A 17,027-nucleotide genomic window follows, 5' to 3' on the forward strand; every position below is an offset into this window, starting at 1 on the left:
AATTAAGTTTTCAAAAAATGTACTCTTAAAAAATCGTTAATAAGAATTCTTAAACAATATTTCATAATTTTAATAATTAACTAATTTTGCATAAAAATTAAAATTATGCTCATTATTGGGATTGCCGGAGGAACCGGAAGTGGAAAAACAACTGTGGTCAATACTATCATTGATGAATTACAGCACGAAGAAGTTGCGGTTATTTCTCAAGATTCTTATTATCGTGATACTGGTAACCTAAGCTATGACGAGCGTACCAAAATAAATTTTGACCATCCACAATCTATCGATTTTGAATTACTGGTTAAGCATCTAAAACAATTAAAAGCAGGATCTTCTATTCCGCAGCCCGTATATTCTTTTAAAGAGCATAACCGCACAGGAGAAACAATTCAAACACCGCCCAAAAAAGTGATGCTTGTAGAAGGCATTTTAATACTTACCAATCCTGCGCTTCGTGAGCTGTTTGATATTATGATCTATGTTCATGCCGATAGTGACGAACGTTTAATTAGAAGGTTAAAAAGAGATATGAAAGAGCGTGGTCGCGATTTAGATGAAGTTTTAAATCGTTACCAAACCACCTTAAAACCTATGCATCAACAATTTATTGAGCCTTCTAAAGAGTTTGCCGATATTATTATACCAAATAATCGTTATAATACGGTAGCTGTTGATATTGTTCAGACCATTATTAGAGAACGCTTAGACTAATTTTGTATATTCGTTCCCATGGGTTTTAAAAAGCTTCGCGAGAAACGTTGGTTTAAAATTGTAAGCAACAAATATGTACTTATAATTTTAGTGTTTGGTGTTTGGATGTTATTTCTAGACAGCAATAGTTGGTTGGTACATCGTGAATTAGATGAAGAGTTAGATAAACTTAACAACAATAAGACCTATTACGAGAAAGAAATCAATAAAGATAAAACTATTATTGAGGGTCTAAATGATGCTGATGAACTCGAAAAATTTGCGCGTGAAGAATATTTTATGAAGCGTGAAGATGAAGAAATTTTTATTATTGAATACCAAGACGGGTCGAAAAAGGAAGATGATTATGAGTGAAAAATTGTTTGAAGATTTTAGAAATATTTCTGGTAAAGAATGGAAACAAAAAATTCAGGTAGATTTAAAAGGCGCCAATTACGAGAGTCTTATTTTTCACAGTAACGAAGGCATTGATGTAAAACCTTTTTATCATCAAGACAATTTTAAACCAAGTTATGCGCCTACTTCACCAGCTCGTTGGAATATTACCGAACGTTTTATTATTTCTGAAAAGACAACTTCAGTTTCCCTTTTAGAAAGTTTAGAAAAAGGAACTGAAGCTTTGTGGTTAGTAATTACTTCTGATGAAATAAATCTCCCAAAGTTATTAACCGAAATCGATATCGAAAAAATACCAGTATTTCTCGATTTTCAATTTTTGTCGAAAAAAATACTTCAACAATTAAAAGAAATTGTTCTAGGTAAGAATCATCAACTTTCGGTAGGTGTAGATATTGTCGGAAATCTTTCGGCCACCGGAAACTGGTTTTATAACCAAAAAGAAGATTTCCAATTATTAACTGAATTTATACAGTTAAATGATGATTTACCCATTACTATAAGTGTAAATACATCTATTTATCAAAATGCTGGAGCCAATATCGTGCAGCAATTGGCCTACGCGATGGCGCACGTGAACGAATATTTAAATTATCTAAATGAACATTTTCCGCAGCAATTAAAAGAATTTCGACCTACATTTAAAGTTTCAACAGGTTCAAATTATTTCTTTGAAATAGCTAAACTGAAAGCTTTGCGTCAACTTTATGCTAGTTTAGCTGAAGCTTACAAAGCGCCTGAAACTATTCAAATTTTAGCTTTCCCAACACAACGCAACAAAACCATTTACGATTATAATGTAAATATGTTACGCACCACTACCGAAAGTATGAGTAGTATTTTAGGTGGCGCCAATTGGGTTTGCAATCTTCCTTATGATGAAATTTACCATCACGATAATGATTTTGGACGAAGAATTGCGCGCAACCAACTTTTAATTTTAAAAGAAGAAAGTTATTTTGATAAAGTAGCGAACGCCAGTGATGGTAGTTATTATGTAGAAGAAATCACTTCGCAGTTAGCTGAAAAAGCATTGGAAATTTTCAAATCAATCGAAAAATCTGGAGGTTGGATTACTTCATTGATGGAAGGAACCATTCAACGTAAAATTAAAGAAAGTGCCGATAAAGAATTAGCACAATTTAATGAAGCTGAAAAAACGCTGGTTGGTACCAACAAGTATTTGAATCCAGAAGATAAAATGAAAGCAGATTTAGAGAAGTCTCCATTTCTTCAGAAAAAAGAACGCAAAACACTTTTGAAACCGATAATTCAGAAAAGGCTAGCTGAAAAAAGTGAGCAAATACGATTAGAAACGGAGTAATTAAAACCGAAAACCATGGCTCGAAAAGACCTTCAACATATAAAAATTCAAAATTCAGAATTGAATATTCAAAATTTTGATGAAGAAGTATTTAAGACTCCAGAGAAAATTAAAATTAAAAAATTCTACGCCAAAGAAGATATTGAAAATTTAGAACATCTCAACTTTGTAGCAGGACTTTCTCCTTTTTTGCGCGGGCCTTATTCGACCATGTATGTGAGAAGACCGTGGACAATTCGGCAATATGCGGGGTTTTCTACCGCAGAAGAAAGTAATGCTTTTTATAGAAGAAATCTGGCTGCCGGGCAAAAAGGTCTTTCTGTTGCCTTTGATCTAGCGACGCATCGCGGCTACGATAGTGATCACGAACGTGTGGTGGGTGATGTAGGAAAAGCCGGAGTTGCGATTGATTCTGTTGAAGATATGAAAATTCTTTTCGATCAAATTCCACTCGATAAGATGTCGGTTTCTATGACCATGAATGGCGCTGTTTTGCCTATTATGGCATTTTATATTGTCGCGGCAGAAGAACAAGGCGTAAAACCTGAACAACTTTCAGGAACGATTCAAAACGATATTCTTAAAGAGTTTATGGTGCGTAATACCTACATTTACCCACCTACTCCATCGATGAAAATTATTTCAGATATTTTTGAATATTCTTCTAGATATATGCCGCGTTTTAATAGCATTAGTATCTCTGGATATCATATGCAAGAAGCCGGAGCTACCAATGATATTGAACTTGCCTACACACTTGCCGACGGTCTAGAATACATAAGAAAAGGACTCGAAGCGGGAATGGATATTGACAGTTTTGCACCACGACTTTCCTTTTTCTGGGCCATTGGAATGAACCATTTTATGGAAATTGCTAAACTTCGTGCCGGCAGAATGTTATGGGCAAAATTGGTAAAACAATTCAACCCGAAAAATCCGAAATCACTTTCGTTAAGAACGCATTGCCAAACCAGCGGTTGGAGTTTAACAGAGCAAGATCCTTTTAATAATGTGGCAAGAACTTGTATTGAAGCTTCTGCAGCAGCTTTTGGCGGAACCCAAAGTTTACACACCAACGCCTTAGATGAAGCCATTGCTTTACCTACAGATTTTTCTGCACGTATTGCCAGAAACACACAATTATATTTACAGGATGAAACTGAAATTACCAAAACAGTAGACCCTTGGGCAGGCAGTTATTATGTAGAAAAGTTAACCGCTGAAATCGCCCAAAAAGCTTGGAAACTTATTGAAGAAGTAGAAGAATTGGGAGGTATGACTAAAGCGATCGAAAAAGGAATTCCGAAACTTCGTATAGAAGAAGCCGCAGCCAGAAAACAAGCAAGAATAGACAGTGGTCAAGATATTATTGTTGGCGTGAACAAATACCGACGTGATAAAGAAGATCCTATTGTCACGTTAGAAGTAGACAATCAAACCGTGCGTAAGCAACAGATCGCGCGACTTGAAGAGATGAAAGCGAATCGTAATGAAGAAAAAGTTCAAGAAGCCCTGACAAACCTCACTAAAGCCGCAGAAAAACAAGAAGGAAATCTTCTCGGCTTAGCTGTAGAGGCTGCTCGTGAACGTGCCAGCATAGGTGAAATTAGTATGGCTTTAGAAAAAATATACGGAAGACATAAAGCACAAACAAAATCTTTTAGTGGCGTGTATAGTAAAGAAATTAAAGACGACAAATCGTTTCAAAAAGCAAAAGAATTAGCCAATCAATTTGCAGAATTAGAAGGTCGCCGACCTCGAATAATGATTGCAAAAATGGGACAAGATGGTCATGATCGCGGTGCTAAAGTAGTCGCTACTGGTTATGCCGATGTAGGTTTTGATGTAGATATTGGTCCGTTATTTCAAACTCCACAAGAAGCAGCAAAACAAGCAATGGAAAATGATGTTCATATTTTAGGAGTTTCTTCTTTAGCCGCAGGACATAAAACTTTAGTCCCACAGGTTATTGAAGAATTAAAGAAACACGATCGCGAAGATATCATGGTAATTGTTGGTGGAGTGATTCCTTCTGCAGATTATCCATATTTATTTGATGCTGGCGCAGTTGCAGTCTTTGGACCAGGAACTAAAATTAGCGAAGCTGCCATTCAGATTTTAGATATTTTAATTGATTCGGTAGCCTAATGAAATGGATATAAATTAAATAAAAAAACACCCAGATGTGGGTGTTTTTTTATATTGTTTTTAATTATTATTGAATTAAAAATCTTCGCTATACGTATTAATTTTGAAATTTCCGAATAATGCACTTGCTCCATTATCACTACGTAATGGGCTACTGATAAAGAAATGTTTAAAGCGTTGCCCTCTAAAAAGATCACTGTCTGCAATTTTGGTATCATCTAAATATATTTTTACACGATCACCATCTACAGCAATAGACACATGCATTTTTTGATTAGCGTAAACTCCTAAATCAAAACTTCCATTTCTATACAAATCACGAACCTTGCTAGAAACGACAAAATCTTTACTATTCATATATTGTAATTGTGCGTGCCAGATACTACTGTTAGAAATCCAACGCGACAAACTGTTATCTTTTGTAAAACCAAAGAATAAGGATGAAAGATCATTAACTTTATCTGCAGCTATAATTAAATCGAACTCTACCGTAAAACGATCAGGATAATCTATAGTTCGTTTTAATTTATAGCTGGTGCGCTCGCTCATATTTAACCACTTCCCTGAAAATCTGCTTATTTTCACAACAGAACCCGATCCGGTAGTTTTCCATTGATCTGGCATACTCCCGTTAGCCATCCGATCAAAATTTGTGGCGTAAACTAAAGAATCTCCTGGGATAAACATTCCATTTTCTTCAATTTGTATTCGGTTAGAATTAGTAGAACAATCTTCTTCTGCAATTCCTTTATTTTTAGAGTTTTTATTTAATTGTCTATCGACCGCTTTTTCTGCCTCTCCTGCAATCTTATCTTTTAATTTTTTAAATATTTGAGCTTGCGTTGAAGGTATACTTACCAACATTACTCCTCCAAAAATTAGTAATCGATATAAAAATTTCATAAGTTATTTTTTATTATTGAGTTAATTTTTATTTACAGATTTAATATATACACCAACCGTTTCTTAGCATATGATCTTGTTTTTAGAAATCATATCTATTGATTTAAATTAAACCTAAATCAACTAGAATTTATTAAAAAATGAATCAGAACTGATCTTTTTGCCACAGCAACTAGAATATTTATTCAGAAGAAAGAATCAGATTATTTGTATTCTTCTGAAACATTTAAGCATAACTGATATTCACCAAATAAGACTTTCACCCCCCGAAAAAAAACAGAAATCGATAATTGATCTTTCCATTTTATTTAAAGGTTACGAAACTAATTGTAATAACATATTCACAAAAATATCAATTTTAATTAAAAATGTAATTTTTTTTAGCATACTCTACATAAATATTTATCCTTATATTTAGAAGAAATAGAAATTTATGAACTACACCAATAAAATGTTACGTGATGATGCTCTAAAAAATAAAAATATTGTTGTCACTGGCGGTGGAAGCGGACTTGGGAAAGCCATGACCAAATATTTTTTAGAATTGGGAGCCAAAGTCGCCATTACTTCTAGAAATTTAGACAAACTGAAAACTACCGTTAAAGAATTAGAAGCGGAAACCGGCGGAAAATGTTTTGCTATTCAATGTGATGTAAGAAATTACGATGAAGTAGAGCGCATGAAGAATGAAGCTGTTGAAAAAATGGGAAGTGTTGATATTTTATTGAATAATGCTGCGGGTAACTTCATCTCTCCTACCGAACGGCTTTCGGCTAATGCCTTTGACACCATTATAGACATTGTTTTAAAAGGAAGTAAAAATTGTACTTTAGCTTTTGGTAAACATTGGATTGACAACAACGAAAAAGATAAAACAGTTTTAAATATTGTCACTACTTACGCTTGGACGGGCTCTGCTTATGTAGTTCCATCGGCTACCGCTAAAGCTGGAGTTTTAGCGATGACACGTTCACTTGCGGTAGAATGGGCAAAATACGGAATAAGATTTAATGCCATTGCTCCTGGTCCATTTCCTACTAAAGGTGCGTGGGATAGATTATTACCAGGAGATTTAAAAGACAAGTTTGATTTGGCACAAAAAGTACCCTTAAAACGTGTTGGAGAACACCAAGAACTTGCCAATCTTGCTGCTTATTTAGTTTCAGATTTTTCAGCATATGTAAATGGTGAAGTTATTACCATAGATGGAGGTGAGTGGTTAAAAGGAGCAGGACAATTTAACTTATTAGAAGATATTTCTGAAGAAATGTGGGATACACTAGAAGAAATGATTAAAAAAAAGAAAAACAAGTAATTAACTGATTTGTTTAAAAACATCATGAACTTATTTATTTAAGCGTTTTTAATTGGAATAATAAATCGTATTTTTACCACCTAAATCTTAAATAATTGATGGGTAAAATCATTGCAATTGCTAACCAGAAAGGCGGAGTAGGTAAAACCACTACTTCAGTAAATTTAGCCGCCGCTCTAGGGGTCTTGGAGAAAAAAGTTTTATTAATTGATGCCGATCCGCAAGCGAATGCGAGTTCAAGTTTAGGTATCGATGTAGAAAATGTAGAAGTAGGTACTTACCAACTTTTAGAACATACGCTAAAAGCAGAAGATGCAATTACAGAAACTAATGCTCCTAATGTAGCTATTATTCCTTCACACATAGATTTAGTAGCGATTGAAATAGAATTGGTAGATCAAGATCAGCGCGAGTCTATGCTAAAAAAAGCTATTTTATCTCTAAAAGAAAAATACGACTATATTTTAATAGATTGCGCCCCTTCTTTAGGTTTACTTACCTTAAATGCATTAACAGCTTCAGATTCAGTAATTATTCCTATTCAATGTGAATATTTTGCTTTAGAAGGTTTAGGTAAATTGTTGAACACCATTAAAAGTGTTCAAAAAATTCATAATAATAAATTAGATATTGAGGGCTTGCTACTAACCATGTATGATTCTCGTTTACGATTATCTAATCAAGTAGTAGATGAAGTAAAAAAACATTTTGAAGCTATGGTTTTTGACACCATTATTCAACGTAATGTACGCTTAAGTGAAGCCCCAAGTTATGGTGAAAGCATTATCAATTACGATGCATCAAGTAGAGGTGCCAATAATTATTTAAGTTTAGCTGAAGAGATTATAAAGAAAAACAAGTAAGATTTATGGCGAAGGCAACAAAGAAGCAAGCTTTAGGACGTGGACTTTCTGCTTTATTAAAAGATCCAGAAAACGATATTAAATCTGCTAAAGATAAAAATGCAGATAAAGTTGTAGGAAATATAGTAAAATTAGAGTTAGAATCTATTGAGGTAAACCCATTTCAACCTCGTACTAGTTTTAATGAAGATACTTTACAAGAACTTGCTACCTCTATACGTGAATTAGGTGTAATACAACCCATTACCGTACGTAAAACAGACTTTAACAAATATCAACTTGTCTCTGGTGAGCGTCGTTTTCGTGCTTCAAAATTAGTGGGTTTAAAATCTATTCCTGCTTATATTAGAATAGCTAACGATCAAGAGTCGTTAGAGATGGCCTTAGTAGAGAATATACAACGCCAAGATTTAGACCCTATAGAAATTGCACTTTCATACCAACGATTAATCGATGAAATAGACCTAACTCAAGAACAAATGAGTGATCGTATTGGTAAAAATAGATCTACTATTGCCAATTACCTCCGTTTATTAAAATTAGATCCCATTATTCAAACAGGGATGAGAGACGGTTTTCTCTCTATGGGCCACGGGCGTGCATTAATTAATGTAGAAGATCTTGATATTCAATTAAAAATTTACGAAAAAATACTAGCAGACTCACTATCGGTTAGAGATACAGAACAATTGGTGAGATCGTATCAAAAAAACGGAAAAGAATTTTCTAATAAAAAAAGCAATACGCCAAGCATCCCTAAAGAAATAAAAACTTCTGTCAAAAATTTCTCTGAATATTTTGGTGCAAAAGTTGATGTTAAAGTTAGTAAAAAAGGCAACGGGAAATTAATCATTCCATTTTCTTCGGAAGAAGATTTTAAACGTCTGCAAAAACTTATAGAAGGTGAAGCTTAATTTATTATTAATTGTATTCACTACTTTTTCAATTTTTCAACTTAGTGCGCAAAAAGATTCTTTAGCGCTACGTACAGAAAATATTGCGAGAGTAGATGCGGTAAAAGGAGATTTTAAAAAATACGATCCGCTTGCTCCTGCAAAAGCCTCATTTTATTCAGCAATACTTCCCGGTTTAGGACAAATATATAATGGCAGCTATTGGAAATTACCTATTGTTTACGGAGCCTTAGGTACTGGTATTGGTATTTATATTCATAATAATAAAGAATATAACCGTTACCGCGATGCTTACAAACGAAGATTAGCAGGCTATCAAGATGATGAATTTCAAGATGTACTTTCCAATGAAAGGTTGGTAGATGCACAAAAACAATTTAGAAGAAACAAAGAGCTCTCTATACTTGTTATTGCGGCATTTTATATTGTAAATATTGTAGACGCTAATGTAGATGCACATTTACAACAATTTAATGTGAGCAATGATCTTTCTTTAGTCCCTAATTTTGATATCGATCAAATTAATAGAAACGTAAATTACGGGTTGTCCCTTAATATAAAATTTTAAGTATGAAAATTGCAATTTTAGGCTACGGAAGAATGGGTAAAACTATCGAACAAATTGCTATTAATAGAAATCATGAAGTAGTTTATAAAACTTCAGAAAAAATAAATACCGAAGCCTTACAAAAAGCTGATATCGCAATAGATTTTAGTATTCCCGATGCAGCTTTTGAAAATATCACCACTTGTTTTCAAAATAACATCCCCGTTGTTTCTGGAACTACAGGTTGGCTAAATCGTTATGATGAAGCAGTTAAACTTTGCAAAAAACATGAAAGTGCTTTTATTTATGCTTCAAATTTTAGTTTAGGGGTAAATTTATTTTTTCAACTGAATGAAAATTTAGCTCGATTGATGAATAAATTTGAAGATTATAAAGTTGGTGTGGAAGAGATACATCACACAAAAAAATTAGATAAACCTAGCGGAACTGCTATTACCCTGACAGAATCTATTCTTAAAAATTCTAATAAGCAAAATTGGAAATTAACAGATGCTAGCGAAACAGTTGCAGAAAACGAAGTTCCTGTAATAGCTAAACGTGAAGACGACGTAAAAGGCACGCATACGGTTAAGTACAGTTCTACAATAGATGATATTGAAATTAAACATACCGCGCATTCTAGAGAAGGATTTGCATTAGGAGCCGTTATTGCAGCAGAATGGTTATGCAATAAAAAAGGAGTTTTTACAATGAAAGATGTTTTAGGCTTTTAATAATGTAACAATTATTTACAATTTCTTACTTATATAAAAAAGACAAAAGATGACAATTATACAGTGGTTTATATTTTTTTTACTCTTACAACTTATTCACGGATTTGGAACCTGGAAACTTTACAAAATAGCAGGCAGAAAACCTTGGGAAGCTTTTGTACCGGTATACAATGCCATCGTTTTAATGAAAATTATTAATAGACCTTGGTGGTGGACTATCTTACTGTTTATCCCTATTGTAAACTTAATTATGTTTCCTGTTGTTTGGGTAGAAACGGCTAGAAGTTTTGGCAAGCACACTAAAGCAGATACTTGGCTTAGTATTTTAACTATTGGCTTTTACTTATATTATATTAATTATACGCAAGAGGTTAATCACATTTCGGACCGTAGTTTAAAACCTAGAACAGAGGTTGGTGAATGGGTAAGTTCTATACTCTTTGCCATAGTTGCAGCTACTATTGTACACACCTATTTTATACAACCATTCACGATCCCTACTTCTTCCTTAGAAAAAACATTATTAGTAGGTGATTTCTTATTTGTAAGTAAATTTCATTATGGAGCAAGGACTCCACAAACTACCGTTTCTTTTCCTATGGTTCATGATACGATTCCTGTATTAGGAATTAAATCTTACACCAATTGGCCACAACTTCCCTACTTTAGACTTCCAGGATTTGAAGATATTGAGCGTAATGATATTGTTGTGTTTAACTGGCCTGTAGATACGGTAAGAAAGTTTTTTGATCGTTCTGGCAAACACTATCAAAAACCGATAGATAAAAAATCTAACTATGTAAAAAGAGCTGTTGGATTGCCTGGAGATTCTTTAAAAATTGTAGATGGAAAAGTTTATATTAATCAAAAACCTTTAATGCTCCCTGAGCGTGCAAAACCACAATATTCTTATATAGTTCAAGGTAAAGGTCAGGGTTTCGATTTAAGAAATTTAGCACAACGTTATAATATTACAGATCCGGTAGGTTGGTATAATCAAGCAAAAAGACAATACCGATTTGTTTCTCTTTCAGAAGAAACTATTCAGAAATTTAAAAATCACCCGAACGTAGCCTCTATTACAAAAATTATTGATCCGGTAGAACAAACAGATGCTCGTATATTTCCTTCAGCAAGAATGAATTGGAATCATGACCAAATGGGGTCTATTTATATTCCAGAAAAAGGAAAAACGGTCGCAATCAATCCAAAATCATTGCCTTTCTATAAAAGAATTATCGAAGTTTATGAAGGCATAGAAATGGGAAATCCTCATAAAATAACAGTTAACGGAAAGCAAGTTTTACTAGACAACGAGCCTTTAACCCAATATACATTTAAACAAAATTACTACTTTATGATGGGTGATAACCGCCATAATAGTGAAGACAGTCGCTATTGGGGTTATGTACCAGAAAATCATGTGGTAGGAAAACCTATATTTATTTGGATGAGCTGGGATACCCATGCCAACGGATTCTTTAATAAAATTAGATGGGAAAGACTTTTTACTACTGTTGGTGGCGAAGGTAAACCTGTGTCCTATCTTTATTATTTCTTAATAGGTCTAGTAATTGTTATTGGTTTCAATTTCTTTAGAAAGCGTAAGAAAAAAGCATAAGATTTTATGAATTCTATTGTAGTACATCCAGCTTACTTTGGATCAATTTTTCAGTTTTGTCATATTATAAAAGCTGATCAATTAATTTTTGAAAACGAAGATAATTATCAAAAACAAACCTACAGAAACCGGCAATATATTTATGGAGCTAATGGTAAATTATTGCTAAATATCCCTATTAAACATACCAGAAATAAAAAAGGTAGACAAAAATATAAAGAAGTAAAAATTGAACAAGAATTTAACTGGCAAACTATTCATTGGCGGTCGCTAGAAGCTGCCTACAGAACTTCTCCTTTCTTTGAATTCTATGAAGATGAATTAATTCATCTGTATGAAAAAAAATATAAATTTTTACTCGACTTTAACCACGATTGCTACCATACCATTGCAGATTGTCTTCAACTAGATATTCCTGTTCTTACAACTGAACAATATTTTGAACCCAAAAATGAAGAAAACTGGACAGACAAACGCTATTTAATTAATGCTAAAGCGAAGTATAATTTTACACTAGAAAAGTACACGCAAGTATTTGAAAAGAAGTGTGGTTTTATTTCTAATTTATCTATTTTAGACTTACTTTTTAATGAAGGTCCAAATACGCTAAATTACCTAGAAAACCAGCAACTGGATTAATTATCGCTAGTTAACGAAAAAACACAAGAAATAGGATAGTGATCTGAATACCTAATTTCAGGGTGACTATCAAAAGCTTTCACCTCCATAGATTCGTCTACCAAAATAGCATCTATACGAAGCGGAATAAAATCGAATACAAATGTCTTCCCAAAAGATTCTCCCTTCTCTTTAAATGCATCTACATGGTTTTGCGCTAATTTTCTATATACGTAAGAAAAAGCACTGTTATTCATATCTCCGCAAATCACCGATTTATAAGGACAATTATTTAGATTTTCTAAAATTTTTTGCACCTGAACTTCTTGTTTTTTGAAAGATGTACTCATTCTACCCACTAGTCGTTGTCTATTTTTTTCGTGAAATTCAGAAACGCTAGGATTAATCTTTAAACTTTCTAAATGAATATTAATAACTCTAACGGTATCTTTAGCGATTAACAAATCAGTATAAATAGCATTATTATTAGAGTTTTCAAAACCAATTGCTCCTTTATTAATAATAGGGTAATTGGTTAAAATAGCCTGACCAAAACGCTCTTCACGATCTAATAAAACTCGGTATTGATTTTTAAATGAAGAAAAACTCACATCTTCCCGATGATCATATTCTTGAAAACAAAGAATATCTGGTTTTTGATCACCCACAAATTGAATAATTTGTTTGGTGACAGTATCTGCTTCAATCCAATTATACCTATTAAACTGCCTCACATTATAACTGAGTAATTTAACATCTGAAGGCTTTTTAGTATACTGTTCTACACCAAATTTATATAAAGATAAAATATGATTAAAACCCAAAAGTAGAATTAAAAAAGAAAGTAGAAATTGCTTTCTTAATTTCACGATCCAATAAATAAGGAAAGTAATATTTAAAATTAAAAGAATAGGCATTCCTAAACTTAAGATAGAAAGAAAAGGAAAAGTACTTGGTGGAATATAAGGAAGCAAATAAGCTAATAAAAGCGCTGTTGCAAACAAAGAATTTACAAAAAATACACCTTTATTAAAAAAACTTAATGGCTTCATTGCATTAAAAAATTAATCTTTTCCAGAATTAAATAAAAAGTCTTTTTCAGCTTTATTTAAGCTTTCATAGCCACTCTTACTTATTTTATCTAAAATACCATCTATTTTTTGTTGATGGTTTACAGCTTGACTTTTACTGCTCTTGGTGTTAGCTGCTCTTTTAGTCCTAGATTTATTTTTGTAAACTTTTTTAAATGGTGATTTTTCTTTTTTTGAAAATAAAATAGCAATACTATCCATAAATTTTTCAAACCACCCCCCTATATCGGTTCCTTTTTGCAATTGTGTGGTATAGGTGTAGCCCAAGAGTGCCCCCCCTATATGTGCTAAATGACCACCAGGATTATTAAATGGCATTTGTACGATATCAGAAATCACGAAAAAAGCAGCAATCCACCATAGTTTAATACTACCTATAATCATTAACCTTACTCGCATATGAGGCGCTTGTGTGGTAACACCTAATAAAACAGCCATAACGGCTGCAGAAGCACCCAATAAATAAGAATTCCCAGTACCTGCGAAAGCAGGAAAAATATTATAGCTAACCATAAACAATAAAGCGCCTGAAATAGCTCCTAAAAAGTAATAGCTTAATAAACGCTTAGGTGAAAAAAAGGTCAAAAACATTCTTCCTGCAAAATATAGAATAAGCATATTAGAAAGAATATGCCAAATTCCATTATGCATAAAAGCATAAGTGATAATTGTCCAAGGTTTATAAATATATTCTCCTATTTCTTTTGGAAAAACTAACCACTCAGTAAAGAAATCTCCAAATTGAAATAAATAAGCTACTGCCTTTAAAAGAAAGACGAATACAAAAACAATGACATTTATGGCAATTAGTTTTTCAACCACGCCAGCCATATTATATCGATACTGCAATTGATCTCTAAAGTTCATCTTAATTCCAGCGATTAAATTGATTTTTCTTCCAATACCACATGGTAATAAAACCGATTACTGCACCACCAATATGTGCCCAATATGCTGTATTAGATGGACCTAAAATAGTAGCTCCAGTTATTGCAGAATATACATTTATCAAAAAGTAACCACCAATTAAGTACTTTGCTTTAATTGGTATTGGAATAAACATAATATACAAAGGAAGATTAGGATACACGACTGCAAATGCCGCTAATACTCCAAATATTGCTCCTGATGCACCAACCATAGGTGTTACGTAAGCATCAGTAAGTTGCATAACCGTATCTTGAGAGACTCCGGGAAAAAACTGATACTGGTTACTTTGCACCGCTCTACCTAAACTTTGGTAAATGGTACCAGGATCTATACCTGCATCTATAAGATTTTGATATGCTGGATTAAATTTTAGATAAGTAAATAAAATTTGAAGTCCCGCCGCTGCTAGACCTGCTGAAAAATACAAAAATATGAATCTATTTTTACCAATAGACTGTTCTAGAACACTCCCAAACATGTATAAAGCAAACATATTAAAGAAAATATGAGAAATGCCTCCATGCATAAACATATGCGTAACTAATTGCCAAATTCCAAAATTAGCATTTTCTGGAAACCACAAGGCTAACATTTTCACCGCATAATCTCCTAAAAACTGACTTCCTACAAAAAATAGAATATTAGCAATTAGAAGTATTTTTACTGTTTCTGATATTCTACCCATTTACATGAATTTTTTTTCGAGTTCATTTGCAGATAAAGTTACAAAAACCTTTCTGTTTAGTGGAGTTACATTAGGCTCTTTACAAGCAAATAAACCATTTACTATAGCAATTTGCTCTACTGTATCTAAAACCGAGCCTGTTTTAATGGCCATACTTTTTGCTAAAGATTTTGCCAATAAGTCAGTCTGTTTAAAACCACTTTCTGGAATTTCATTTTCAAAATCTGACAATAATTGATCTAACATTATAGAAACTTCACTTTCTGAAATTAAATTAGGTATTCCTTTTATTTCTACCTCGTGAGATTCTATTCTTGCAAATACGAAACCGGTTTGCTCTAAAGCTTCTTTTAACTCAATTAACATCGCTGTTTCTTGTTTAGAAAATTGAAGAATTAGAGGAAACAATAACTGTTGACTAATAGCCGCTGTTACCGTTATACTTTTCAATAAATCTTCATAAAGTATTCTAGTGTGCGCACGATGCTGATCGATAACCAATAATCCTGTCTTTAGTGAACTTACAATATATTTTTTTTGAAGCTGAAAAGTATTTCCAGATGTTGTAATCTTTTCATCTTCAAATAAATTACCCGTTACCTCTTCACTCTCAAACTCCACATTACTAAAATTAGCTTCATTTTTTGAAGAACCCAATTCTGTATATAAAGATTCCCACGAACCTACATTCTTTTTTGAAGTGTAAGCAGGCTTATGATTACTCTTATTTAACGATAAATTACCTGAATATTTTGAAGCAAACTTCTTCTCGCTCTCAAAAGGATTAAAGTTTTGATCAACTTCAATTACAGGACTTTTTACTTGTCTTTCTTTATAACTATATGGCGTATCCAAATCAGAGTTTCGTTCAAAATCTAATATTGGCGCAACATTAAACTGTCCTAAACTATGTTTAATAGCACTTCTTAAAATTGCATATAAAGCATGCTCATCATCAAACTTAATTTCTGTTTTTGTAGGATGAATATTAATATCGATACGCTGAGGATCTATACTTAAGTATAAAAAATAAGAAGGATATGCTTTCTCTTTTAATAACCCATCGAAAGCTGCAGTTACAGCATGATTAAGATAAGGACTTTTAATAAAGCGATCGTTCACAAAAAAGAATTGTTCACCTTTGCTTCTTTTGGCAAATTCTGGTTTACCCACAAAACCTTCTACCTTTAGAATCTCGGTAGTTTCTTCAACAGGAACTAATTTCTCGTTTGTTTTTGCGCCAAAAACATTAACTATACGTTGCCTGTGATTACTAATTGGTAATTGAAACATTTCATTACCATTATGATATAACGAGAAAGCAATTTGTGGATGTGATAAAGCTACACGCTGAAACTCATCGATAACATGACGAGTTTCTACCGCATTAGACTTTAAAAAATTTCTTCGCGCAGGAATATTAAAAAATAAATTTTTTACACTTACTACAGTTCCTTTCGGGGTTACGCAAGGCTCTTGCGATTCTACTCTAGTTCCGTTTATTTTTATTTCTGTACCTACCTCTTCACCTGCTAGTTTTGTTTTTAAATCAACATGAGCAATTGCTGCTATAGAAGCTAAAGCTTCACCTCGAAATCCTTTTGTTTTTAACTGAAAAAGATCTTCTGCTAATTTAATTTTAGATGTTGCATGACGCTCAAAGCATAACCTAGCATCGGTTTCACTCATGCCGTTACCATCATCTGAAACCTGAATTAGAGTTTTACCGGCTTCTTTAATTAAAAGTTGAATATTGCTGGCTCCAGCATCGATAGCATTCTCTAATAACTCTTTAACTACAGAAGATGGGCGTTGCACCACTTCTCCTGCAGCAATTTGATTAGCTACATGATCTGGAAGTAATTGAATAATGTCTGCCATTAATTTGCGAAGAAAATTGATAAATCAAAATCGATAATAAATAAAAAAAGCACCACAAAAAGAGCTACAATAATCATAATTGTACGGCTAGATTGACGGTCTGATTTATCTTGAAATTCTGACCAAGCCGATTTAAAGCGAGTTACAATACCACCAGGACTGTCGATGGTTTTTCTATATTGATCAAATTTTGATCCTATTTTATAGGGATTACCCTCACCTTTATCATCAAAATAGCGAGGACTATAATTAAATTGTTTATTCTTTCTTGTTTTTAAGACTCCCATAACTTTTAGTTAATTCAAAGTTACTTAAAATCAAAAACAATGCCGCTTATAAAGCG

Annotated in this window: 17 protein-coding genes; 11 read left to right on the top strand and 6 right to left on the bottom strand. The window is 33.0% G+C overall.

What is annotated here, in order from left to right:
- The first annotated feature begins 105 nt into the window (after positions 1-105).
- The 4 genes from udk to scpA are packed head-to-tail and all read left to right on the top strand — an operon-like array spanning position 106 to position 4,582.
- A complete protein-coding gene (gene udk, locus KW502_RS04930; RefSeq protein ID WP_219039420.1) occupies positions 106-714 on the top strand; it encodes a uridine kinase in 609 nt (202 codons plus the stop codon).
- Between the two features lie 18 nt (positions 715-732).
- Positions 733-1,068 carry an FtsB family cell division protein gene (locus tag KW502_RS04935; protein WP_219039421.1) on the top strand — a complete coding sequence of 112 codons (336 nt, stop codon included), beginning with the start codon at positions 733-735 and terminating at the stop codon, positions 1,066-1,068.
- On the top strand, positions 1,061-2,434 hold the full coding sequence (locus KW502_RS04940; RefSeq protein ID WP_219039422.1) for a methylmalonyl-CoA mutase subunit beta: 1,374 nt from the start codon (positions 1,061-1,063) through the stop codon (positions 2,432-2,434). The genes KW502_RS04935 and KW502_RS04940 overlap by 8 nt, the downstream gene beginning before the upstream one ends.
- Positions 2,435-2,449: 15 nt before the next feature.
- The gene (gene scpA, locus KW502_RS04945; protein WP_219039423.1) at positions 2,450-4,582 is read left to right on the top strand and encodes a methylmalonyl-CoA mutase; all 2,133 of its coding nucleotides are present in this window, start codon (positions 2,450-2,452) and stop codon (positions 4,580-4,582) included.
- A gap of 75 nt (positions 4,583-4,657) precedes the next feature.
- Here the strand turns inward: scpA and KW502_RS04950 are convergent, their stop codons facing one another.
- On the bottom strand, positions 4,658-5,485 hold the full coding sequence (locus KW502_RS04950; protein WP_219039424.1) for a hypothetical protein: 828 nt from the start codon (positions 5,483-5,485) through the stop codon (positions 4,658-4,660).
- Positions 5,486-5,918: 433 nt separating this feature from the next.
- On the opposite strand from KW502_RS04950, the gene KW502_RS04955 reads away from it, so the two are divergent.
- The 7 genes from KW502_RS04955 (at position 5,919) to KW502_RS04985 (ending at position 12,118) form a co-directional block, all read left to right on the top strand.
- Entirely contained in the window at positions 5,919-6,800 is an 882-nt protein-coding gene (locus tag KW502_RS04955) for an SDR family oxidoreductase (protein ID WP_219039425.1), read from the top strand.
- A 98-nt stretch (positions 6,801-6,898) separates the two neighbouring features.
- Positions 6,899-7,663 (top strand): ParA family protein, encoded by a 765-nt coding sequence (locus KW502_RS04960; RefSeq protein ID WP_219039426.1) that lies wholly within the window; start codon positions 6,899-6,901, stop codon positions 7,661-7,663.
- A gap of 5 nt (positions 7,664-7,668) precedes the next feature.
- Positions 7,669-8,577: a ParB/RepB/Spo0J family partition protein gene (locus tag KW502_RS04965; RefSeq protein ID WP_219039427.1), complete on the top strand. Its 909-nt coding sequence runs from the start codon at positions 7,669-7,671 to the stop codon at positions 8,575-8,577.
- On the top strand, positions 8,567-9,145 hold the full coding sequence (locus KW502_RS04970) for a DUF5683 domain-containing protein (protein ID WP_219039428.1): 579 nt from the start codon (positions 8,567-8,569) through the stop codon (positions 9,143-9,145). Before KW502_RS04965 ends, KW502_RS04970 begins: the two co-directional genes overlap by 11 nt.
- Positions 9,146-9,147: 2 nt before the next feature.
- Positions 9,148-9,858: a 4-hydroxy-tetrahydrodipicolinate reductase gene (gene dapB / locus KW502_RS04975; RefSeq protein WP_219039429.1), complete on the top strand. Its 711-nt coding sequence runs from the start codon at positions 9,148-9,150 to the stop codon at positions 9,856-9,858.
- A 49-nt stretch (positions 9,859-9,907) separates the two neighbouring features.
- Entirely contained in the window at positions 9,908-11,479 is a 1,572-nt protein-coding gene (gene lepB, locus KW502_RS04980) for a signal peptidase I (RefSeq protein ID WP_219039430.1), read from the top strand.
- A gap of 6 nt (positions 11,480-11,485) precedes the next feature.
- Positions 11,486-12,118, top strand: a complete 633-nt coding sequence (locus tag KW502_RS04985; protein WP_219039431.1) for a WbqC family protein — start codon at positions 11,486-11,488, stop codon at positions 12,116-12,118.
- Here the strand turns inward: KW502_RS04985 and KW502_RS04990 are convergent.
- Genes KW502_RS04990 through KW502_RS05010 form a run of 5 tightly spaced genes read right to left on the bottom strand, consistent with a single transcriptional unit; the run spans position 12,115 to position 16,971 of the window.
- Positions 12,115-13,149: an endonuclease/exonuclease/phosphatase family protein gene (locus tag KW502_RS04990; RefSeq protein WP_219039432.1), complete on the bottom strand. Its 1,035-nt coding sequence runs from the start codon at positions 13,147-13,149 to the stop codon at positions 12,115-12,117. The two genes, KW502_RS04985 and KW502_RS04990, sit on opposite strands and share 4 nt — an antisense overlap.
- Positions 13,150-13,161: 12 nt before the next feature.
- Entirely contained in the window at positions 13,162-14,055 is an 894-nt protein-coding gene (locus KW502_RS04995) for a rhomboid family intramembrane serine protease (protein WP_219039433.1), read from the bottom strand.
- Between the two features lies 1 nt (position 14,056).
- Entirely contained in the window at positions 14,057-14,803 is a 747-nt protein-coding gene (locus KW502_RS05000) for a rhomboid family intramembrane serine protease (RefSeq protein ID WP_219039434.1), read from the bottom strand.
- Entirely contained in the window at positions 14,804-16,684 is a 1,881-nt protein-coding gene (mutL, locus tag KW502_RS05005) for a DNA mismatch repair endonuclease MutL (protein WP_219039435.1), read from the bottom strand.
- Entirely contained in the window at positions 16,684-16,971 is a 288-nt protein-coding gene (locus KW502_RS05010; protein ID WP_219039436.1) for a riboflavin synthase subunit beta, read from the bottom strand. The genes mutL and KW502_RS05010 overlap by 1 nt, the downstream gene beginning before the upstream one ends.
- Positions 16,972-17,027 lie beyond the last annotated feature (56 nt).

The sequence above is a fragment of the Mesonia aestuariivivens genome (assembly GCF_019311235.1).
In the GTDB taxonomy this organism is placed as follows: Bacteria; Bacteroidota; Bacteroidia; order Flavobacteriales; family Flavobacteriaceae; genus Mesonia; species Mesonia aestuariivivens.